We start from the raw sequence: 20749 nt of genomic DNA, 5'->3' as shown, positions 1-20749 counted from the left end.
ATTTTTCCGACGACCGGCAATGGACAATCCTGATCCCGGGTGTGAACAATAAGGGCGCTTGCAGCGCCGCCGTCGGAGCAGGGAGCGCAAACGCCATCCACTCGGCAAGCGGCGGCAACTGCGGTATGCTAAGCGGCTGAACAGCAAACCAAACCGGGCTATACGGAGACACCCCAGCGTGCCGAACTCTTCTTCTCAACTCGAACTTTTGCGCTCGGTCGCCGACGGCGTCGCGGCGCTGTTTTTCCCGAATGCGGAAGTGGTAATCCACGATCTGGCCACCAACAAGATTGCCTATCTGGCGAACAACCTGTCGAAGCGCAAACCGGGTGACGACGCCGGGCTGGACGACTTCGAGCTTGCCGGCGGCGCCGGCGTGACCGGCCCCTATGAGAAGCTGAACTGGGACGGCAAAAAGATGCGCTCGGTGAGCATCGCCGCGCGCAACGAGCAGGGCAACCCCAGCTATCTGTTGTGCATCAACCTGAGCACCGCGATGTTCGAGGACGCCCGCAACGCGCTGGACATGTTCCTGTCGGTCACCCGGCTGCAGCCACAGCCGCAAGCGCTGTTCAAAGATGACTGGCAGGAGAAGATCAACACCTTCCTGCACGACTGGCTGCGGCGCGAAAACGCCGCACTCGGCGCGCTGAGCCGCGAACAGAAACGACGGCTGGTCAGCGATCTCTATCATCAGGGGGCGTTCAAGGCCAAAAGCGCCGCGGACTACATCGCCAACGTGCTGTCGATGGGGCGCGCCACGGTGTACAAGCATTTGCGAGAGCTGAAGCAGGAGTAAAGGCGGCGGGAAAGGCGGAAGAAATGGGCGGCGCTGGCCGCCCATTTTGGTTACCAGCGGTAGTTGACCGAAGATGATGCTGCGGCCACTGCCGTAGATGCAGGCGTACTCGCCGCTGCAGGATGAAACGTATTTCTTGTCCGTCAGGTTCTGTACGTTGAGCTGAAGCGCTGCACCGCGCAGCGCCGACGAGGCCTGGCCGAGGTCATTTCTCACGGCACCGGCTGTTCCGGCCGGTGCTGCTCCCCCCAGTTGCACATCATGTCGATCACCGGGATCAGCGAACGCCCGCGCTCGGACAGGCTGTACTCCACCTTGGGCGGGATCTGCGGATACTCCTTTCTCACCACCAGGCGATCTTTTTCCAGCTCTTTGAGCGTCGAACTCAGCGTTTTGTACGAAATGGTGCCGATACAGCGCTGCAGCTCGTTGAACCGTAATACCGGCTTATACAACGCCAGCCAGTAAAGAATAATCATTTTATATTTGCCGTTGATCACCGACAGCGTATAGCCATAGCCGGTGTCTTCGAGGCTGATGCCCGTTGGGCTGCAGTGGGATTCAGCGGTCATTGGGTACTTTCTCCAGGGTAAGTATGTGTCGTGAGTGTGCGTATTTTACATTGTTCCAGCATAACCTATGATGCGCCGGTAGACACCTGACTGGAGAAATCGATATGAAAACCTTGGTAGTGGTGACCCATCCCGATATAGCGAACTCGGTGGTCAATAAACGCTGGCTGGAGGAGCTGCGGCGCTATCCGGAGCGGTATACCGTGCACGAACTGCATCAGGCCTATCCGGATTGGCAGATCGACGTCGCCCAAGAGCAGCGGCTGATTGAAGCCCATGACAACATCGTACTGCAGTTCCCAATTTTCTGGTTCAGCAGCCCGCCGCTGCTGAAAAAATGGCTGGACGACGTGCTCACCTACGGCTGGGCCTACGGTTCCCGCAGCGGCTACAAGATGCAAAACAAGAAGCTGGCGTTGGCGGTCACGGCGGGGGTGCGTGCAGAGGATTATGCGCGCGACGGGCGCTATCGTTATTCGCTGGAGGAAATCTTCCGGCCGTTTGAAGTCACCGCCGGCTACGTGCGGGCCGACTATGCTTCGTTCTTCGCCTTTTACGGCAAGGAGGCCGCGTCGGACGGGACGGTGGAGCCGCTGCAATCCCACGAATTGGATCGCAGCGCGCAAGGCTACCAGGCATTTCTCGCCGCCCTGAATTAACGCCGCGCCTCGGATGCGCCAGGGCGCGCGCATCCTGCTACTCGATGTGAACGCCGAAACCGTCTTGCCCCGGCGCGAGATGCGCTTTCAGCGTCAGCTGCGGGATCAGATAGTCACCGGCGTTTTGCCGCCGGAAGCGGATTGGCTCGGCGTTCCACAGATTATCCAGCCGCTGCCCGAGCTGCTCGCACAGGGCGGCAAAGCGTGCCTCATCGGTTTTGCCGGCGCGGTAGGTGACGAACGGCGGCAGCACCTTGAAGCCTGGGTAGTGCAGCATGCCGTGCTGGATCGGGAACAGGATATCGTCAATCGGCCCGTTGATGCCGCGCGGGGCGTAATGAGACTCCCAGCCGCCGGCGGTAACGATCAGCATCGCCCGTTTGCCCGCCAGCGTCCCCTCGCCGTAACGGTCACCCCAATGGGTGTCGGAATGCTCACCCACGCCGTAGGCAAAACCATAGGCATACACGCGCTCTACCCAGCCTTTGAGGATCGCCGGCATCGAGAACCACCACAGCGGAAACTGCAGCAGCACCGCATCCGCCCAGCGCAATTTTTGCTGCTCCCGTGCGATATCGGCGCTCTGCATGCCGTTGGCGAACGCGCGCTGCGAATCCAGCGAAGGATCGAAACGAGCCGTTGCCGGGCCTTCCAGACTGTCGTCAGCATCGAGCGCCGCTTTCCACTTCATGGCGTACAGGTCGGACACCTGTACCTGATGGCCGGCCTGCGTCAGGCGTTCAACGGCGAAATTTTTCAGTGAGCCGGTCAGCGACAGCGGCTCCGGGTGGGCGTATACAATCAGCACATTCATAACAGCTCTCCTTGGTGTGAGAGCTGCAGGTTAGGGCGTTAGTCGGTATATTAGAAATGAATTACCGTTATCCCAGGTATAACTATGAATAATTTAAGGCGGCTGGATCTCAACCTGTTGGTGACGCTCGATGCGCTGCTGGCAGAGCACAATGTCACGCGCGCGGCACAGCGGCTCAATTTCTCCCAGCCGGCGGTCAGCATGCATCTTGCCAAACTGCGGGCGATCTTTGACGATCCGCTGCTGTTGCCCGGCCCACGCGGCATGCGTCCGACCGCCAGAGCGGAACAGCTGCGGGAACCGTTACGTCAGGCATTGGCGGCGCTCGAGTTGGCGGTAACGCCGGCGACGCCGTTCGATCCCGCCGTGGCGACCGATACCTGGCGCGTGGCCGCCTTTGACTACGGCGAATCCACCATCGTGCTGCCGGCGCTGAACGGTTTGCGCACGGCGGCGCCCGGCACCCGGCTGGCGGTGCTGGAGATCGCCCCGGCGCACCTCGCCAAACGGGCGGAGCAAGGGGAAATCGACCTGGTGTTTCATACCCGAGAAGGTGCGCCATCCGGCCTGCGGCAGCGCACGCTGTTTAGCGAACGCTATGTGCTGGTGGGCCGGGTCGGCCACCCCAAGCTGCATGCCAGGCTGACGCCGGCGCAATTTTGCCAATTGGAGCAGGTGATGGTCTCGCCGGACGGCGGCGGGTTCTATGGCATGACCGACAGGGCGTTGGCGGACGTGGGGCTGACGCGGCGGGTGGTGCTTTCCGTGCCGCATTTTCTGTTCGTTATCTCGGTGCTGACGCAGTCCGATTTGGTGGCGATGCTGCCGGAGCGGCTGGTGCGCAACCAGCCTTTATTGCAACGGCTCGAGCCGCCGCTGGCGGTGCCGGGCTTTGAAATGACCATGCTGTGGCACGAACGATCGCATCGGGATCCCGCTCACCGATGGCTGCGCGAACATATCGTGCGTTCAGTGTGAGCGGGTTGGCGGGTTAAAGGGAGAAGCGTTTTTTGATTCTGTCGATCGGCGTGCCATCGCTGAGCGGCACCTGCGGCAAACGATCGTAATCGCGAAAGCCCATTTTGTGATAGTAGGCGAGGCCACCGACGTTATCCGCCCGAATGGTGGCGTTGATGTGCTTGAAACCGTGAGACTTCGCCGCCGCTAATGTGGCAGGGAACAACGCACTGCCGACGCCACGTACCTTCGGCGACAGGCGGGAGAAGGTGGCAATATCTGCGGTATCGGGCGGTAGGGCATCATCTGCGCTCAGCGCCTGGAAGCCCACCAACAGCCCATCTACCTCCGCGACCTGGCAGCTCAGCGCATTGCTGCCGCTGATGAACCATTCGCTGAATTCGGCGGGGGTGAGGGGCGTTTCTATCGCCGTCGTGCCGCCGGCGCCGATCACGTCATTCAATAACTGCGTCAGGGCTTCAGTGTCTTGCGGGGTTACCGTTCTGATCTTCATTGCGTTGCTATCTCCTATGATGAATCGGCTGGAACCATCGAAAGAAGATAGACGCAGGCGGCCGATAATGAAATATCGGGACGTGCCGGACCAAAAAACAGTGCGGGGAATTACATGAACAGGAAGCGGTCGGCCAGCGGAACCCCACGTTCGAGGCGCGGTGGCAACGCGTCGTCGCGATCGTCAGGCTGAGCAGCCTGCGGCGCGGCGTCTTCGGCTTTTTCAATCATCAGCTCGCCGAGCAGGGCCAGAAAACGAGTGAGCTTTTGCATATTCCCTCCGGATCCTTGATTACATTGAGAGTGATACTAATCGCCGCTCAACCGAATGGGAAAAACTTAAAACTCATATCCTAAGAACCGGATCGCATATCGCCTGACCGGGCGACGGTTGCCCATCGCCCGGCGTACGGTTTAGAAGGTGACGTTAACCTTGGCCCACAGGGTGCGGCCCGGCTCATTCACCGCGCTGTTGGCCGAATACCCGAAGGCGCTGTTGCCCGCCAGGTTGAGGTGTTCGCTGTAGGTCTTGTTCAGGATGTTATCCAGACCGGCGCTCAGCTTGACGTTTTTATTCACCTTGTAGGCGGCATTGGCGGAAAGCACACCGAAGCCGGCGCTTTCGGCAAAGTCTTTGCCTACCACGTTGCCTTCGTTGATCGCCACGCGGTTTTGGCTGCTGACCAAACGCCACAGCCCGGTGCCGCTCCAGTCGCCGTACTCATAGGTGAGCCCCAGACGCGCCTCCAGCGGCGGGATCTGCGGCAGCGGCCGGCCGTCGCTGGTGTTTTTGCCCCAGGAGTAGGCCAGGCTGGCGTCGGTTTTCCAGTGCTCGCTCAGCTGGTAACCCATGCCCATTTCACCGCCCATGATGTTGGCGTTGACGTTATCGGCCTGGCTGAGACGCGCGTTGTGCGGATCGTATTTGAACAGGATGAAATCATCGACGCGGCCCACGTAAGCGGAGACCCAGCCGTTGAAGCGTTTGCCGTTGTACTGCGCGCCGATGTCGAGCTGCGTGGTTTTTTCGCTCTTGACGCTGGAGAACGGATCCTTGCTGCCGTTCGGGCCGAGCTTCGGCGAGAACAGCTCCCAATAATCCGGGAAGCGCTCGGTATAACCGACGCCGGCATACAGCATCAGCGGCAGGTCGGCCAACGTATGCTCAAGACGCATAAAGCCGCTCGGCAGGGTGTCCGAACGCTCCCCGTCGCTGCCGCTGCGGAAATTCTCCACCAGGGTGCGGTCAAGACGCGCGCCGCCGATCAGTTTATCCTGTTCGCTGGTGGACCAGGTCAGTTCACTGAAGGCGCCGTAGCTGTTGAACTGGGCGTCTTTTTCCCAGCTGCCGCGGCTCATGCTGCGGTGGGTGTTGGTTTGGGTGTCCAGGCCGCTTTCAAGCTTCACGTCCTGCCACTGCCAGGTGCCGATCACGCGGCCGCCGACGGTGCGGCGATCGAGCTGCATCGTCATGCCGGAGGACATCATGTGCCCGCCGTGGCCGCCCATACTCATACCGCCATGGCCCCCGTGGCCACCCATGCCACCGCTGCCCGGCGAGCGCAGGGTGACGTTGTCCATCACGTGGTTGGCGTAGTTGTAGTAGACCTGCGCTTCCAGCTTATCCAGCACCTCGCCGATGTTGGATTTTTCCACCCGCATGCCCAGGCTTTCGCGCTTGAACTGCGAACCGTCCATGCTGCGGCCGGCATAGCGCGCTTCGCCGTTGCCGCGCCCCATGGTCACTTCCAGCAACGTGTCGTTGTCCGGCGTCCAGCCGAGCGCCAGATCGCCGTTCCACTTGTCCCAGCGTGACGGCACGCGCGTATTCGTTCCGTCCTGATAGTCGTTGGAGCGGGATTTGTTGGCCATCACCCGCAGGTAGCCTTGTTCGGCACCGAGGCTGGCGTCGATATTCTCGTCCCAGCGGCCGTTGGAGCCGGTCAGCACGCTGGCGCTGCCCTTGATGCCCGGCTTGTCGAAGCGCGGGCGCTCGCGCTCGAAACGCACCGTGCCCGCCGACGATCCCGGCCCCCACAGCACCGTCTGCGGCCCCTTGGTGATGGTCAACAGATCGAAGCTTTCCGGCGAGATGTAAGAGGTCGGCGCATCCATCCGCGATGGGCAGGCGCCCAGCATTTCCGAACCGTCGGTGAGGATCTTCAACCGCGAACCGAACATGCCGCGGAACACCGGATCGCCGTTGGTGCCGCCGTTGCGGATCTGCGAAAAGCCGGGGATGGTTTTCAGGTAGTCCGAACCGTCGCTGGCCGGCACCGGCTGGCGCGGGGTTTTCGGCGAGGTGACGATGGTCAACGGAGAGTAGAGCGGCGCGGTAACGGTGATCACGTCGCCATCATTAACCTGTGCGTCGGTAGGGTGCTGATGCGCCTGCGCCGCGTGGCCGGCCAGCAGGAACAGCGGCATGGCGGTGGTGATGGCGCGGGTAACGGCGTTCTTTTTATAAGTCGGTTTAAACATCATCTTTCCTTAAGCTAACTTTTTTCCGTTCTTGGCCGTGGGATTATTCAGGCGTGGGGCGGCCTGGCGAAAATCACCATCGGAAAATACGGGGGTTAATTCCATCAACGTGGAAATAACCGGATTAATAATGTCGTCTCGATGATTAACCGTTGGGCGAATTAATTCCGCCGGGTTGAAGCGATCAACGGCAATACAGAGAACGGCAATGGGTTTATTGTTAAATCAGAGGAAAGAGACGGGGGCGCGCGCGGCTGTAATTCGGTGTGAACGACGTGGGCAAACAGGGGAACGAGATAGTGAATCGGCGGCGGGCGCGAAGCCAGCAACCGGGACCAGAACAGCGGGGCGTGGCTCACGTCCAGCAGCGGCGCGTGCAGCAACAGCACGCAGTAGCCGCAGGCGCTGTCGTCCATCATCATCGCCATGTTGTGATGGCCGCCGCCGTGCTGCATCAGCGGCTGTGAGGCTTTTTCAGGCTCAGGCGGCGGCGAGTGCATCCCGTGATGCATCGGCATCTCCATGCCGCAATCCGCCATGACGGTCGTTCCAGCACTTCCGGCGCGTACATGCTCCAGGGATCGCGAGACCACCGGCGCAATGAACAACATCAGAATGGCAAACATCCCTAACCAGGCGGCGGCCCGATGTCGCGATGCAGAGCGCTGAACTAACGACACAATCAACCTAAAAAAAGGGTTAACACAGGGTAGCGAATTGTACTGGTTTATGTCGAAATGTTAAAACCTTTTATTTCTGGTCAACGGTCTGTTGATGAATATATTATCGGATAAGCGCTTTAATTCTGACCAAAGGCTATTTTTTTGGCGCCAATCACGTGACGGGGACAATATTAATGACGGAAAAACTGGCGAGCACCATTATCCGAACATGCCGCCGCCTGGGAACGTCTCAGACCCACCACGCTGTTTGAACGGCCGTGGCTCGATCGCTTTTTGCAGTTCACCCCGGCCAATGCGCGGCTGCTCGATCTCGGCTGCGGCAATGGCACGCCGATCGCCGCCTATTTTATCGAACAGGGGTATCGGGTCACCGGCGTCGATGGTGCTCAGGCGATGATCGCGCGCTGCCGGCAGCGTTTTCCGCAGCAGGAGTGGCGAAAAATGGATATGCGCCAGCTGGATTTGGCGACGAAGTTCGATGGCCTGCTGGCCTGGGACAGCTTCTTTCATCTGGCGCGCGACGATCAGCGCCGGATGTTTCCGCTGTTCAGACGGCATGCCAGGCCGCAGGCCGCACTGATGTTCACCAGCGGCCCAGCCGACGGCGTGGCGATCGGCAGCTTCGAAGGCCAGCCGCTGTTTCACGCCAGCCTGGCGCCGGAGGAGTACAGACGTTTATTGCAGGTGAACGGCTTCCGCGTGGTCGACCATGTGGTGGAAGATCCCGCCTGCGGGGGAAGAACGGTCTGGTTGGCGCAGCTTGTTTAGTGACAATGTCACGGGCAGATTCCCCAGAACCTGCCCGTGAGCGTTATTTAGCGCTGACGCGCCAAACGGTGTTGCCCACGTCATCCGCAATCAGCAGGGCACCGGTCTTGTCGACCGCTAATCCTACCGGTGCGCCATAGAGTTCCTTCTCGTCGTCGGAAACAAAGCCGGTGACCACCGCTTTGAGTTTGCCGACCGGTTTACCTTGCTCGAACGCCACGTAGCTGATCCGGTAGCCGTTCAGCGGCGAGCGATCCCAGCTGCCGTGCTCACTGACAAAGGCGCCGCCGCGATACTCGGCCGGCAACGCGTTTGCCGTATAGAACAGCAACCCCAGGGGCGCGACGTGCGAGCTGAGGGCGTAGTCCGGCTTGATGGCTTTTGCCACCCGATCCGGCCGCGCCGGCTGCACCCGCCGATCGACGTGCTGGCCGAAATAGCTGTAAGGCCAGCCATAGAAGCCGCCGTCCTGTACCGAGGTCAGGTAGTCCGGCACCAGATCGGCGCCGATCTCGTCACGCTCGTTGACGATGGCCCACAGCTTGCCGCTGTGCGGTTCCCACTGCAGCCCGGTCGGGTTGCGCAGGCCGCTGGCGAAGACACGGCTGGCGCCAGAGGTGGTGTCCACTTCCAGCACGGCGGCGCGCCGGTACTCTACGGCCAGGCCGTTTTCGGTGATGTTGCTGTTGGAGCCGACGCCGACATACAGCTTTTTACCGTCCGGGCTGGCCAGTAGGGCCTTGGTCCAGTGGTGGTTGATGGTGTCCGGCAGATCGGCCAGCTCTTTACCCGCATCACTGATGCGCGTTTCGCCCGGCTGATAGGTGTACTGCATGATATTGCCGGTGTTGGCCACGTACAGGGTGTTGCCAATCAGCTGGACGCCGAATGGGGAATCGAGCCCCTCGAGGAAAACATGCTTTTCCCAGCTGCCGTCGGCGGTTGGGCGCAGCAGGGTGATGCGGTTACCGCCTTTGCCGCCTTTACCGGACTGGCCTTTCACCAGCCCGGCGATCAGCTGCTTGGGCGTGCTCACCGCCTCCGTACCCGGCCCGTTGGCTTCCACCACCAGGACATCGCCATTCGGCAGGGTAAGCAGCTGGCGCGGATGCAGCAAACCGTCCGCCACTTTATCGATTTTCAAACCCTCGGCCACTTTCGGCATCTGGTTTTGCTGCCAGCCGACGCCTTTTGGCACCTGCATCGGCGGCATCAGGAAGTTTTGCGCCGCCGGCAACACCGGATCCGGCCCCATTTGTTGTTCTGGCGAAATGACGGCGCTGTTATCGCAGCCGGCCAGCGCCAGCACGGCCGAAAGCGCAATCGCGGTGGATGATAGCTTCATGAAAACCTCCTTATTTTGCGCGGGCGCCCACGGCCAGCAGAATGTTGGCGAGGCTCAGCAACGCGACCACGATCGCAGACAGCACCAGGCCTTGCGGCACCACGGCATACGCATCCCGGCTATGCACGAAAGCGTTAATGATGGCGAGAACGATGGCGATCAGATTCAGCCAGAAATGGAGCCTGACCGGTGAGCCCTGCAGCCGGCCGCTGCCGAACCACACCTGAACCAGGTTAATCAGCCGGGGAATAATGGCAAAAACCAGGCCGATGGCGATCAGCCAGCTGGCACCATTGACCCACTGAATATTCGCCGTGCAGGCATAGATGATGTCGAAAATCAGCGCCGCGGTGAAAAATCCGTAGGGTAGCGGATTGAGCCATTCATAGACGGCCACCGCGACCGCTGAAGGCCTTGCTGTGGTTTGCGTGGTCATGCAGGTATCTCCATGAAAAATGATAGGTAAAAAGGCGTAGGCCCCTTAAAGCTTTGTTCAGATTCACCGATTTGAACAATTTTGATTCTCATTTTTAGCATGCGATGTTAAAACCTGAACCCTCACTGCGGCATTATCAATGGCTTAGCAACATCGGGAGGAAGGGCATGAGTATAGAGCGCGTTCAGCAATTTCTGGCCGAGCACGCCCCGGAAACGGCGGTAACGGTGCTGACAAAGAATACCGCCACGGTGGCGCTGGCGGCGGAAGCCTTTGGCGTGGAAAGTGGGCAGATCGCCAAGACGCTGTCGTTTCGCGTGAACGACGGCGTGGTGCTGTTGGTGATGGCGGGAACCGCCAGAATCGACAACAAGAAGTACAAACAATTCTTCGGCGTAAAGGCGCGCATGCTGCCGGCGGAGGAGGTGGAGGCGCTGACCGGCTATCCGCCCGGCGGCGTTTGCCCCTTTGCCGCACCGGCAGCGGTGAGAATTTACTGCGATCGCAGCCTGTGCAGCTACGGTGAAGTGCTTCCGGCAGGTGGCAGCGATAACTCCGGCGTGAGAATTGCGCCACAGCGGCTGGCCAGCATCACCGGAGCAGAGTGGATTGACGTGACGGGGTAACGTTAAGTGACGATGTCACAATCGCATTATGTTAAATCCAATGTATTACTCATGATTAATGTGCTGTTTTAACTGGAAAAATCACTAGATCATCGGGTTATGGCAAACCGCTTCGATATTGTGGCCATCCGGGGCGATCACAAATGCCGCATAGTAGTGGGCATGGTAATTGGGCCGCAAACCGGGCGCGCCATTGTCTATGCCGCCGGCATTTAGCGCGGCGTGGTAGAACGCATCGACCTGTTCACGGCTGCTTGCGGCAAATGCCAGGTGCAGGTGTGCCGGTTTTTCATCGGTTTGAAACAGGCACAATGACACGTTATCCCGATCGGGACAAAGTTCGACGCCATAGCCGGGCTCGCCTTCGGCAACGATCTTTACGCCCAGCGGCGCCAGCGCATTGAGGAAAAACGCTTTGCTAAGGGCGTAGCCGCCACGTTTTATCAGATTTCACGTAGCGCGATCAAAAAAGCAGGGGATTTCTGGCCAATACCGGCAGTTTGCGCCATAGAAAATCATGTCCGGTCATCATTACTTGAGCGGGAAATGGCAAGCGCTGAAACTACGCGAGATATTGGCTGGTGTGTTTAAGGGTAATTCATCATATCGGTAGTACAGCAGTGCCAAACCAACAATTGTTATCTTGCTGGACGTTGAAAGCCTGGCGGCGTTGGATGGTGTGAATAACAGGATGCATGACATGAGGTCTACGCCGCGTGGCGAGAACGGCATTACCGGCAGGCGTTGCTGCAGCAAGTGAACAGGCGATCAGACAGTTGGCGTTCAGAGATTTTCTGCGCAAGCATCATGGTATTGCTGAGCAACACAAACACCAGGCAGCAGAAGACCGCCGGCAAAACCGGCGGCTTATGGTCGGTTGAAAAACGAATTAGTTCAGCGGCATGAGCAGCCGGCGCCAGCATGGCTGGCCGCAGGAGAAAACCCATGAATCAGGCCCGGACGGCAGAATCCACATATCATCACCTTGGTGCGCATAATGTGTATTATGTTAAATTGACTACAAAGGTCCTTTACTTCAGCGTTCACATCCACACATAGATAAATCAATTCCCGACTTCTCTCGTTTCTTTCGTTAAGTGCAGTTTCATTTGATTTGCACAAGAAAGCAGCCAGATAACTTCCAAAATTTATTAACAGGTTGTTTATGCCATCTCAGGATCATTCCAGAGCGGGAAAGTCAACATGACGCCCTAACCTGCCCCCCGATCACTAAATCAGCTAACACCTAAATAAGCGGTGCGAAGTATCCACTGCCTTTTCTTGTTATGCTTTTTCTGAGTCCGGCCGCTTGAGCACTGAACTCATGTGTTCATATGATTGTGCAATGAGCATTGTAGTATTAACCAGAACATCGCGTCCTGTATCTTCACCTAGTCTACGAACCCCAATTCTGAGTCGGTATTCTTCTCCATCATCGGATCCTGCCACTATGACTTTTTCTACTTTTTCTCTTTCGGTCACTAACAGTGGACGAAAGTCTGGTCTGGCCTGAAAATACTCATTGATCACACGAACAATATAAGCTCGTGCATGCTCCTCGCCAATTGATTCTTTTCTGGCTTCATATTTTTCTGTTGCTACTGGTGAACACAATACTTCGATATTTGTGAGGCAAGTGTATGGTTGATTCTGTGCTTGCTCTACAAAGTTAAGAATTATTGCGAACAGACCATTTACGTCACCCCAGTCGATTGACCAATCAACGTGATACTCCGGCTCTTTTGCTCTAGCGAGAAAAGGACTAGTTACTTTTGCTATCCCCTCGACAACAGTTCTTAAACCATCATCAAAGTTAGTTCGAAAATCAGCGTATAATTTACCTCTGGCAAAAAGAGGGATATCACAGTCTTCCAGTAACACAGGCATTACAACAACTCGTTTTTCTTCAAGCTCACGTAGAACCCCTGAGGAAAGTTCCCTTTTACACCACGCGGAAGCAATGGATGCTTTTGACAGAATGACTAGAAGTGCGCTTGCTCCATCTACAGCATCCTGCACTTTGTCGATAATCGAGTCACCAATACTTAACTCCCATCGATCAAGCCATACATTTACATTTCTATGGACCAACTGAATTGCAAGCTTATCCACGAAGTCCTTATTTTCATGTGAGTAACTTATAAATATTGGCATTAGTAGAACTCTTCTCTATTTAGATGTGACTAGGTTTTGTGGTGCATCTAAATGTTACAGAAACTCATAAATTACTCAAGTAGACAATCAGATGCCCCCTAAATATTCATGTGCTTGGTTACGCGATCTAGCGCCGCAACGGTTTGGCATTTGTCATAACGCAGACCTGAGTGGCCAATCTCTTCGAAGTCTTCATGCAGCAGTGCCGCGACACGCTTCGGATCGCAGTGCGTTGTTGGCTGGTGCAGTTCAACCTCAAGCGCCTGGACTTGGCGAAGCCACTCTGCAGAATGGGTCAAAAATGCCCTCCTTTTTGATCGCGCTACGTGAAATCTGGCAAACTTTGGCAGTCAATCTACACCAGAGTGACACTCGTGAAACCTGACTATTTATCTCGATGCGCTCTCATCAAACCCCAGTAGTGACATTGTCACACAAAAAGACATCCTTACGCCGGTTTCCCAGCCAAATGCGACCGCCGAACCCGCAACTCTCCGTGCCGCCAGGCGCCGTCTGCCGTGGCGCGATTGTCGATCAGGCGATTCAAGGCCTCCTCGACCAGCCGATCGATGCGTTGGCTGTAGCTGGTCAGCGCCCAATTGGCTGAGCCGGCTTCGTCGATATCGTCGAAACCGACCACGGCCATCGCAGACGACGGCGCCGTTTGCCTGAGCGCTTCGAGCGCCCCCAGCGCCAACACGTCGTTCTCGCAGAACAGCGCCTCAACCCGCTCGCTTTCCGGCGTTGCCTGCAGGTATTCGCTCATCAGCTGGAAACCACGTTGGCGATCGTAATGGCCGGCGGTGAGCACCCGATCCAACTGAAAGCCGGCGGCCATCAGTTTGTCGCGGTAGCCTTCCATACGCAGCAAATGGCTGCTTTGCGTGTCTGGCCCCTTCATGTAGCCAAAGCGCCGATGCCCTTGTTCTATCAGCAACCCAGCGATCTCTTCGCCGGCGCGGTAGCCGTCGATATTGACTACATCAATGTGTTCGCTTTCTGTATTGCGACACACCTGCACCAGCGGGATCTGATGCAGATCTTGCGCGATCGCCGCCCATTCTTGGGTTAACACCGTCGCCAGGAACAAAATGCCATCGACCTGCAGCTGATCGGCCATCGCCATCACCGCCCGGTAGTTTTCCCCTGCGGTGATGTTCAGCAGCAGCGCCATATAGCCGCGGGTTTGTAGCTGTTTGGTGACCATATCAAGCATCATCATCGAATGCGGGTTCTTCATCTCGTCGATGGCCACACCGATGATGTGCGTGCGTTTTTGCGACAGGCTGCGCGCCAGCAGGTTTGGCCGATAGCCCAGCTCGGCCGCCGCCGCCAGCACGCTTTCACGCGCGCTGTCCGAGATCGACGCGCCGGGCGTAAAGGCGCGCGATACCGTCCATTTAGAGACGCCGGCCTTTTCGGCGACATCGCTGGCAGTGGCTTTGTGGTGTTTTATCATGGTTGCGTCGATCCCTGCTTTGGTGAAGTCAAACTATACCCTGCTCGCTCAGATCCCCTAAGCGCCCGCCGGCATGTCTGCTGCAATTATGTCCCGTTTTTGCACCCGATTGCAATTTGTTGTGCAACCGGGTGCAAAAGGTAAAGAGTTTGTGATCGTCCACGCTGTTTTCACCTTTCCCCAGTTGACCGAATTTTATCCATGGCCGACATTCACGGTGGCATTCAGAGACACATCGCCGTTTTGTCTCCTGCTTTGCACCCGGTTGCAATGACGCTGTTTTTACACAACATCTCTCTTCTCAACAGGATACCGTAATGAAAAAAACCAGACTGCTGTTGATGTTAGCCTGCTCGCTGTTTGTCATGACCGCCCAGGCCAAGAGCTACCAGGTCGGCGTGGCGCTGGCCAACTTCGATCTCAACTTCGTCTCCATTCTGCGCAGCCAAATGGCACGTGAACTGGCGGCTCAGCAGCTGCAGGGCCAGTTCGTCGATGCCAAAGGCGATGTCGCCCTGCAGGTGCAACAGGTAGACGATCTGATTAATCAGGGCGTGGGCGCCATTATCCTCAATCCGGTTGATACGCAAGGCGTCCAGCCGATGATAGCGGCTGCCCAACGTGCCGCGATCCCCCTCATCTTCGTCAACCGCAAACCCGAAGTGCCGCTGACCGGCGCGACGGCCTACGTCGGCTCTGATTCGGCGCTCAGCGGCCGCCTGCAGATGGAGGCCCTGGCGAAAAAAATGAATTACCGCGGCAACGTGGCGATCCTGATGGGCGCCCTCTCCAACGAAGAAACCCGCGAACGCACCCGTGCGGTGGAAGCGGTGATCGCCAAACACAAAGACCTGAAAGTGGTAGAGAAACAGACCGCCAAATGGCAGCGCAATGAAGCGGTCGACGTGGTTTCCGGCTGGTTGCTGAACGGCACGCCGATCGATGCGATCGCCGCCAACAACGATGAGATGGCCATCGGCGCGATCATGGCGCTGAAGCAGGCCAAAAAGAGTGGCGTGCTGGTTGCCGGCATCGACGGCACGCCAGACGGCCTGCAATTTATCAAAAACGGCGACCTGGCGGTGACCATTTTCCAGGATGCCAAAGCCCAGGCGATCGGCGCGGTGCAAGTGACCCGAGCGATGTTGGATCACGCCAAAACGGAGCCTTACAACTGGGTGCCTTATGCCACCGTGACGCGAGAAAACTACCCGCAATTTGCACAGATGAACCAGAAATAAACCGTTGCCACTCTCTTTTTCAACCCATTTTGCACCCGAGTGCAAAACCACAGTATCAGGAGTCAGCATGTTAAATGGTGAAAGAAGCATCCCTCGCCCGCTGCGTTGGGCGATGATCGGCGGCGGCCGCCTCAGCCAGGTGGGCTACAAGCACCGTTCCGGCGCATTGCGCGACAACACCGCCTATCGGCTGGTTGCCGGCGCTTTTGATATCGACGCGGCGCGCGGACGTGAGTTTGGCGTCAACCTCGGCGTGCCCGCCGAACGCTGCTATGACAACTATCAACAGCTGCTGGCGCAAGAAGCCAACCGCGAAGATGGCGTTGAGGTGGTGACCATCGCCACCCCCAACGGCACCCATTATGAAATCACGCGCGCAGCGCTGAATGCCGGCCTGCATGTCATCTGTGAAAAGCCGCTGTTCTTCACCACGGCGGAGGCGAGAGAAATCAAGGCGCTGGCAGCGGAGAAAGGCCTGATCGTCGGCGTAACCTACGGCTTCTCCGGCCATCCTCTGCTGATGCAGATGCGGGCCATGATCGCGAACGGCGACATCGGCGAAATACGCATGGTCGAATTGCAATACACCCACGGTTTCAATGCCAACGAAAGCGCGGACACGTTCGAGGCGCAAAAGTGGCGCGTCGATCCGAAAATCGCCGGCCCCTCTTTTGTGCTGGGCGACATCTCCACTCACACTTTCTACATCTCGCAGCTGGTGATGCCCGATATGAAGATTGCCTCCCTGTTGTGCGATCGCCAGAGCTTTATTCCTTCCCGCGCACCGCTGGAAGACAACGCCATGGTGCTGATGCACTACGAAAACGGCGCCGTCGGCCGCATGTGGGCTTCTGCCATCAACGCCGGCGCGATGGACAGCCAAAGCATCCGCGTGGTGGGCTCTCGCGCCAGTCTGCAATGGAGCGATTCCACGCCCGGCGAATTGCGCTATGAGATCCAGGGGCGGCCCAACCAAACGCTGCACCACGGCATGCCCTATCTGGACGACAGCGCCCTGGCCGAAGAGCGGCTCGGCGCGCTGCATACCGAAGGGCTGGCCGAATCCTGGGCCAATATTTACCTCAAGTTCGCCATCGCCATCAGCGCCAGCCAGCGCGGCGATCGGCAAGCGCTGGCCGCGCTGATCTATCCGGATATCGACGCCGGATTGGAAGGCGTGCGCTGGATTGAAAACTGCGTTCGTTCCGCCGACAACGGCGCCACCTGGGTTAATTACCAATAAGGAAAGCACCATGAAACTTTCATTCTGTACCGACAGCCTGGGTCATTTACCCTTCGAGCAGATGCTGGATCGGCTGCTGGAGCTGGGGGTGTGCGGCGTGGAAATGACCACCGGCGGCTGGTCTCCGGCGCCCCATCTGGATACCGACGATCTGCTGGCCAACCCCGCCAAACGCCGGCAGCTGCAGCAGGCGCTGGCCAGCCGCGGCATGGAGATCGCCGCGCTCAACGTCTCCGGCAATCCGCTCGATCCCGGCGAACTGGGGCAACGCCATCAGCGCCAAACCGACAATACGCTGGAGCTGGCCGGCCTGCTGGGGGTGAAAAAGATCGTTATGATGAGCGGCCTGCCCCCGGCCAGCCCGCATGACACCGTCCCCAATTGGATCACCTATACCGTCAGCTGGCCGCCTACGGTGAAAAACTGTTTGGACTATCAATGGAATGAGGTGGCAATCCCCTATTGGCAGGCGCTGGTCGCCCGGGCCAAAGCGTGCGGCGTCGAACGCTTTGCGCTGGAAAACTTCAGCGCCATGCTGGTGTGGAATCCGGAAACGCTGTTCCGGCTGCGCGCCGCCGTTGGCCCGATGGTGGGCCTGAACCTCGATCCCAGCCACCTGATCTGGATGGGCGCGGATCCCATCGCGGTGGCCCGCGCCCTCGGCCCCGCCATTCACCATGTGCACGGTAAAGACGTGCGCCTTGAGCGCGGCGTCGTTGAGGTTAACGGGCTGCTGGAGACCAAACCGATCGACGACGTAGCCCGCAGAGCCTGGAACTATGTCGCCGTCGGCTGCGGCCGGGATCTGCAGTGGTGGAAGGAGTTCTTCTCGGTGGTGCGCATGATGGGCTACAACGACTGGGTGTCGCTGGAAATGGAGGACCTGACCATGTCGGTCGATGCCGGCATCGCCTCTTCCGTTCAGGCGCTGCAGCAGACGATCAGCCGGTAACCTCAGGCGCGGCGGCCACGGCCGCTGCGCCCCCTTTCACTCAGGTTCACTCGCCCCGCCGGTACTGTGACGGCGACTGCGCCATCACCCGTTTGAAGGCGGTGCTGAACGCGCTTTCCGAGCCATACCCCAACGAGTAGGCGATCGACGCGACGTTTTCTTTACCGGCCCGCAGGCGATCTGCCGCCTGCAGCATACGCCAACGCGAGAGGTATTCCATGGCGGTGCTGCCAACCAGCCCTTTGAAACGTTGAGCGAATACGGTGCGGGAAATGCCGGCGATGCGGGCCAGCTCTTCCAGCGTCCAGTTGCGCGCCGGCTCGGCATGCATGGCGGCGATCGCCAGGCTGATCTGGCGGTCGGTCAGCGCCAGAAACCAGCCTTTCGGCAGCTCATGGGCCGTTTCGAGGAACTGGCGAAACACCTGCACCAGCATCAAGTGCGCCAGGTGGGTCGACATCAGCGCACCGCCGAGCTGCGGGTGACGCAATTCGTTCGTCCACTGTTCGAGCGTCCAGCGCAAAACGCCCGCCTGGCTCGAGGCTTTGGGGATGTTGATGATCGGCGGCAGCGCATCAAACAGCAGCGCCGCATGCTGGCCGGAAAAACCGAAACGCCCGCTGATCAAAAAGACCTCGCCACCGCCGTTATGCACGGCGATGCCGTCGCGCGTCGCCTCGGCCATGATCTGCTCCCCTCCCTGCGGCGGCAACGCCGGATCGGACGCGACCCTGAAGCGCCGCCGACTATTCAGCAAAAAGCAGTCCCCTTCGCGGAAATGGATCGGCTGCGTCAGATCGTCGGTCATGCCCCAGCAGGCGCCGCGCATCACCGCCGTGAATTTGATGCCTTCATGAGGGGGAAACTCGAACGACCAGTCCCCGGCGGCGTCGAAACCGGCGTAAAACTGGTTTTGGGGTTGCAGCAGCGACAACACGTCTGACAGCGGGTCCATGATGAAATCCGTACTCTTGATAAACAAACAAGTACTTTAGCGCATGGATCGTCCGTCTCTCAAGGCTTATTCTTGACGACAAGTTTTATCGCGTCGTGCGGGCAAAGGCGACCTGAACCACGTCGCTGCCCGAATCATCCATTGCTGTGCTGAAGGAATTCTGACTTTGAGCCGTTGTTCCAAATTGCGCCCGACAGCGGGCGGCTATGCTTCATCGCCACAATGGCGCGATCGGCGCTTTAACAATCAGCGGCCGCCGGCGCCGGGTGACCTGCCCGAGTCCACCCTGCGCGTGTGGTGGGACGTATTTTTCAACAAGCCCAAAGGCACGGTGCCGGCGACGCCGGTGCCGATTCAGCGCCTGTCGCGCGCCGAACTTGAGGCGGCACCCGATCGTAGCCTGTACCGTCTGGGGCATTCCACGGTGTTGATCAAGCTGCGCGGCCAATGGTGGCTGACCGATCCGGTGTTCTCCGAGCGGGCATCGCCGCTGCCGTTCGCCGGGCCAAAACGCTTTCACGCGCCGCCGATCGCGATCGAGGAGCTGCCACCGATCCGCGCCGTGATCCTCTCGCACGATCATTACGACCACCTGGACCAAGCCGCCATTCGGGCGCTGGACGGCAAGGTGGGCCAGTTCGTCGCGCCGCTCGGCGTGGGCGATCGCCTGGCGGCCTGGGGCGTGGCGCCGGAAAAGATCCGCCAGTTCGACTGGTGGCAAGGCACGGAAATCGACGGCCTGCGGCTGACGGCTACCCCGGCCCAGCACTTTTCGGGCCGGAGCCTGACCGACGGCAACCGCACGCTGTGGTGTTCCTGGGTACTTGAAGACGATGAGCTGCGGGTGTTCTTCAGCGGCGACAGCGGCTATTTCGCCGGTTTTGCCGAGATTGGCCGCCGTTTTGGCCCCTTTGACCTGACGCTGATGGAAACCGGCGCCTACGACAAACGCTGGCCCTATGTGCATATGCACCCTCAGCAAACCGTGCAGGCGCACCGGGATTTGCTCGGCCGCTGGCTGCTGCCGATCCATAACGGCACCTTCGATCTGGCGATGCACGCCTGGCAAGACCCGTTCGACCAGGTACTGCGCCATGCCGCTACCTCTAGCGTGCAGGTCGCGACGCCGATGATCGGCGAACGTGTCGATATCGTTCGGCCGCACCCCGGCAACCGTTGGTGGCGCTAAGCGCCATTTTATTTATTCGCAGGAAACCTGAAATGAACAATGACCATAAAGTGTGGCTGATCACCGGCGCCTCGTCGGGCCTGGGTAAAGCCCTGGCCGAAGCGGCCATCGCCAACGGCGATCGGGTGGTGGTAACCGCCCGCCGTCTCGACCGCCTGCAGGCGCTGGCTAAGGGCCAGGAAGATCGCGTGCTGCCTTTGGCGGTGGACGTCACGGATGCCGCCGCGCGCGATAAGGCGGTCGCCGATACGCTGGCGCGATTCGGCCGCATCGACGTGCTGGCCAACCTGGCCGGGCGCGGTGTAGCCGGCGCCTGCGAAGAGTTCAGCCTCGAACAGCTGCGCGAGCAGATGGAGCTGAATTTCTTTGCGGCGGCGGAGATGACCCGCGCCGTGCTGCCGTAGATGCGGCGCCAGGGCAGCGGCAACGTGATCACCGTAAGCAGCATCGCCGGTCTGGTGGCGATGAACGCCGCCGGCCCCTATTGCGCGGCGAAATTTGCCCTCGAAGGCTGGACGGAGTCGTTGGCCATCGAGGCCAGGCCGCTGGGGATCCACGTGACCCTGGTCGAGCCCGGCGCCTTCCGCACCGAATTCGCCGGCGACGTGAACATGCGGCCGACGCAGCGCATCGAGGCCTACCGCCCATCGATTGCACCGTTTGAAACCTACCTGGCGCAGTCCGCCGGCCGACAGATGGGCGATCCCGCCAAAGCGGCGCAGCGCATGCTGGAGTTGGTCACTCTCACGGCCCCGCCGGTGCGCCTGATGCTGGGGCGCGACGCTTATGCCATGTGGGACACCACCCTCGCCAAACGCCAGCAGGAGCTTAACGCCTGGCGCGAACGGGGGGAAGACACCGCCTTTGATGGCGCAGAACTCACTGAAATTCAACTGTAACGCT

22 protein-coding genes and 2 pseudogenes are annotated in these 20749 nt (G+C 59.1%); 10 read left to right on the top strand and 14 right to left on the bottom strand.

Annotation, left to right across the window (positions count from 1 at the left end):
- Positions 1 to 178 precede the first annotated feature (178 nt).
- On the top strand, positions 179 to 799 hold the full coding sequence (locus HMPREF3138_RS14745) for a helix-turn-helix transcriptional regulator (protein WP_038871587.1): 621 nt from the start codon (positions 179 to 181) through the stop codon (positions 797 to 799).
- A gap of 212 nt (positions 800 to 1011) precedes the next feature.
- Here HMPREF3138_RS14745 and HMPREF3138_RS14740 read toward each other — a convergent pair whose 3' ends face one another.
- Positions 1012 to 1371, bottom strand: a complete 360-nt coding sequence (locus HMPREF3138_RS14740; RefSeq protein ID WP_025302868.1) for a winged helix-turn-helix transcriptional regulator — start codon at positions 1369 to 1371, stop codon at positions 1012 to 1014.
- Between the two features lie 104 nt (positions 1372 to 1475).
- On the opposite strand from HMPREF3138_RS14740, the gene HMPREF3138_RS14735 reads away from it, so the two are divergent.
- Positions 1476 to 2030, top strand: coding sequence for an NAD(P)H-dependent oxidoreductase (locus HMPREF3138_RS14735; RefSeq protein ID WP_038871591.1), 555 nt, complete (start codon positions 1476 to 1478; stop codon positions 2028 to 2030).
- Between the two features lie 37 nt (positions 2031 to 2067).
- On the opposite strand, the gene HMPREF3138_RS14730 is transcribed toward HMPREF3138_RS14735, so the two are convergent.
- A complete protein-coding gene (locus HMPREF3138_RS14730) occupies positions 2068 to 2844 on the bottom strand; it encodes an NAD(P)H-dependent oxidoreductase (RefSeq protein ID WP_038871594.1) in 777 nt (258 codons plus the stop codon).
- Between the two features lie 84 nt (positions 2845 to 2928).
- Between HMPREF3138_RS14730 and HMPREF3138_RS14725 the strand changes: the two genes are divergently transcribed.
- Positions 2929 to 3822 (top strand): LysR family transcriptional regulator, encoded by an 894-nt coding sequence (locus tag HMPREF3138_RS14725; protein WP_038871597.1) that lies wholly within the window; start codon positions 2929 to 2931, stop codon positions 3820 to 3822.
- 13 nt (positions 3823 to 3835) lie between these two features.
- On the opposite strand, the gene HMPREF3138_RS14720 is transcribed toward HMPREF3138_RS14725, so the two are convergent.
- From HMPREF3138_RS14720 to HMPREF3138_RS25615, 4 genes are all read right to left on the bottom strand, one after another.
- Positions 3836 to 4315, bottom strand: a complete 480-nt coding sequence (locus HMPREF3138_RS14720) for a GNAT family N-acetyltransferase (protein WP_038871599.1) — start codon at positions 4313 to 4315, stop codon at positions 3836 to 3838.
- 110 nt (positions 4316 to 4425) lie between these two features.
- Positions 4426 to 4587 carry a hypothetical protein gene (locus tag HMPREF3138_RS26735; protein ID WP_162838235.1) on the bottom strand — a complete coding sequence of 54 codons (162 nt, stop codon included), beginning with the start codon at positions 4585 to 4587 and terminating at the stop codon, positions 4426 to 4428.
- Between the two features lie 141 nt (positions 4588 to 4728).
- Positions 4729 to 6795 carry a TonB-dependent copper receptor gene (locus tag HMPREF3138_RS14715; protein WP_038871602.1) on the bottom strand — a complete coding sequence of 689 codons (2067 nt, stop codon included), beginning with the start codon at positions 6793 to 6795 and terminating at the stop codon, positions 4729 to 4731.
- A 161-nt stretch (positions 6796 to 6956) separates the two neighbouring features.
- Positions 6957 to 7421: a DUF2946 domain-containing protein gene (locus tag HMPREF3138_RS25615; RefSeq protein ID WP_071605293.1), complete on the bottom strand. Its 465-nt coding sequence runs from the start codon at positions 7419 to 7421 to the stop codon at positions 6957 to 6959.
- A gap of 230 nt (positions 7422 to 7651) precedes the next feature.
- On the opposite strand from HMPREF3138_RS25615, the pseudogene HMPREF3138_RS14705 reads away from it, so the two are divergent.
- A pseudogene (locus HMPREF3138_RS14705) lies at positions 7652 to 8246 on the top strand (class I SAM-dependent methyltransferase).
- A 43-nt stretch (positions 8247 to 8289) separates the two neighbouring features.
- On the opposite strand, the gene HMPREF3138_RS14700 reads toward HMPREF3138_RS14705, so the two are convergent.
- Positions 8290 to 9591 carry a PQQ-dependent sugar dehydrogenase gene (locus HMPREF3138_RS14700; protein WP_038871605.1) on the bottom strand — a complete coding sequence of 434 codons (1302 nt, stop codon included), beginning with the start codon at positions 9589 to 9591 and terminating at the stop codon, positions 8290 to 8292.
- 10 nt (positions 9592 to 9601) lie between these two features.
- Positions 9602 to 10027 carry a DUF2231 domain-containing protein gene (locus HMPREF3138_RS14695; protein WP_038871607.1) on the bottom strand — a complete coding sequence of 142 codons (426 nt, stop codon included), beginning with the start codon at positions 10025 to 10027 and terminating at the stop codon, positions 9602 to 9604.
- A gap of 167 nt (positions 10028 to 10194) precedes the next feature.
- Here HMPREF3138_RS14695 and HMPREF3138_RS14690 point away from each other — a divergent pair, with 167 nt between their 5' ends.
- A complete protein-coding gene (locus HMPREF3138_RS14690; RefSeq protein ID WP_038871609.1) occupies positions 10195 to 10653 on the top strand; it encodes a YbaK/EbsC family protein in 459 nt (152 codons plus the stop codon).
- Between the two features lie 84 nt (positions 10654 to 10737).
- On the opposite strand, the gene HMPREF3138_RS14685 is transcribed toward HMPREF3138_RS14690, so the two are convergent.
- From HMPREF3138_RS14685 to HMPREF3138_RS14670, 5 genes are all read right to left on the bottom strand, one after another.
- Positions 10738 to 11100 carry a VOC family protein gene (locus HMPREF3138_RS14685; RefSeq protein ID WP_070559137.1) on the bottom strand — a complete coding sequence of 121 codons (363 nt, stop codon included), beginning with the start codon at positions 11098 to 11100 and terminating at the stop codon, positions 10738 to 10740.
- Positions 11101 to 11384: 284 nt separating this feature from the next.
- Positions 11385 to 11600, bottom strand: coding sequence for a hypothetical protein (locus HMPREF3138_RS14680; protein ID WP_139145155.1), 216 nt, complete (start codon positions 11598 to 11600; stop codon positions 11385 to 11387).
- A 337-nt stretch (positions 11601 to 11937) separates the two neighbouring features.
- Positions 11938 to 12807 carry a toll/interleukin-1 receptor domain-containing protein gene (locus tag HMPREF3138_RS25610; RefSeq protein ID WP_071605292.1) on the bottom strand — a complete coding sequence of 290 codons (870 nt, stop codon included), beginning with the start codon at positions 12805 to 12807 and terminating at the stop codon, positions 11938 to 11940.
- A 98-nt stretch (positions 12808 to 12905) separates the two neighbouring features.
- Entirely contained in the window at positions 12906 to 13106 is a 201-nt protein-coding gene (locus HMPREF3138_RS14675; protein ID WP_050572031.1) for a nuclear transport factor 2 family protein, read from the bottom strand.
- 149 nt (positions 13107 to 13255) lie between these two features.
- Positions 13256 to 14266, bottom strand: coding sequence for a LacI family DNA-binding transcriptional regulator (locus tag HMPREF3138_RS14670; protein ID WP_038871611.1), 1011 nt, complete (start codon positions 14264 to 14266; stop codon positions 13256 to 13258).
- A 317-nt stretch (positions 14267 to 14583) separates the two neighbouring features.
- Here HMPREF3138_RS14670 and HMPREF3138_RS14665 point away from each other — a divergent pair, with 317 nt between their 5' ends.
- The 3 genes from HMPREF3138_RS14665 (at position 14584) to HMPREF3138_RS14655 (ending at position 17702) form a co-directional block, all read left to right on the top strand.
- The gene (locus HMPREF3138_RS14665; RefSeq protein WP_038871614.1) at positions 14584 to 15507 is read left to right on the top strand and encodes a substrate-binding domain-containing protein; all 924 of its coding nucleotides are present in this window, start codon (positions 14584 to 14586) and stop codon (positions 15505 to 15507) included.
- A 67-nt stretch (positions 15508 to 15574) separates the two neighbouring features.
- Positions 15575 to 16750 carry a Gfo/Idh/MocA family protein gene (locus HMPREF3138_RS14660; RefSeq protein ID WP_070559135.1) on the top strand — a complete coding sequence of 392 codons (1176 nt, stop codon included), beginning with the start codon at positions 15575 to 15577 and terminating at the stop codon, positions 16748 to 16750.
- A gap of 10 nt (positions 16751 to 16760) precedes the next feature.
- A complete protein-coding gene (locus tag HMPREF3138_RS14655) occupies positions 16761 to 17702 on the top strand; it encodes a sugar phosphate isomerase/epimerase family protein (protein WP_038871619.1) in 942 nt (313 codons plus the stop codon).
- A 46-nt stretch (positions 17703 to 17748) separates the two neighbouring features.
- Here HMPREF3138_RS14655 and HMPREF3138_RS14650 read toward each other — a convergent pair whose 3' ends face one another.
- Positions 17749 to 18657 carry an AraC family transcriptional regulator gene (locus HMPREF3138_RS14650; protein ID WP_038871622.1) on the bottom strand — a complete coding sequence of 303 codons (909 nt, stop codon included), beginning with the start codon at positions 18655 to 18657 and terminating at the stop codon, positions 17749 to 17751.
- A gap of 166 nt (positions 18658 to 18823) precedes the next feature.
- Between HMPREF3138_RS14650 and HMPREF3138_RS14645 the strand changes: the two genes are divergently transcribed.
- Together HMPREF3138_RS14645 and HMPREF3138_RS14640 are read left to right on the top strand one after the other, a co-directional pair.
- Positions 18824 to 19846: an MBL fold metallo-hydrolase gene (locus HMPREF3138_RS14645; protein ID WP_049193759.1), complete on the top strand. Its 1023-nt coding sequence runs from the start codon at positions 18824 to 18826 to the stop codon at positions 19844 to 19846.
- A gap of 32 nt (positions 19847 to 19878) precedes the next feature.
- Positions 19879 to 20745 (top strand): annotated as a pseudogene (locus HMPREF3138_RS14640) (oxidoreductase).
- Positions 20746 to 20749: the final 4 nt, after the last annotated feature.

The sequence above is a fragment of the Serratia sp. HMSC15F11 genome, from assembly GCF_001808215.1.
GTDB lineage: Bacteria > Pseudomonadota > Gammaproteobacteria > Enterobacterales > Enterobacteriaceae > Serratia > Serratia nevei.
This window is presented reverse-complemented; position numbering and strand designations above follow the sequence as displayed.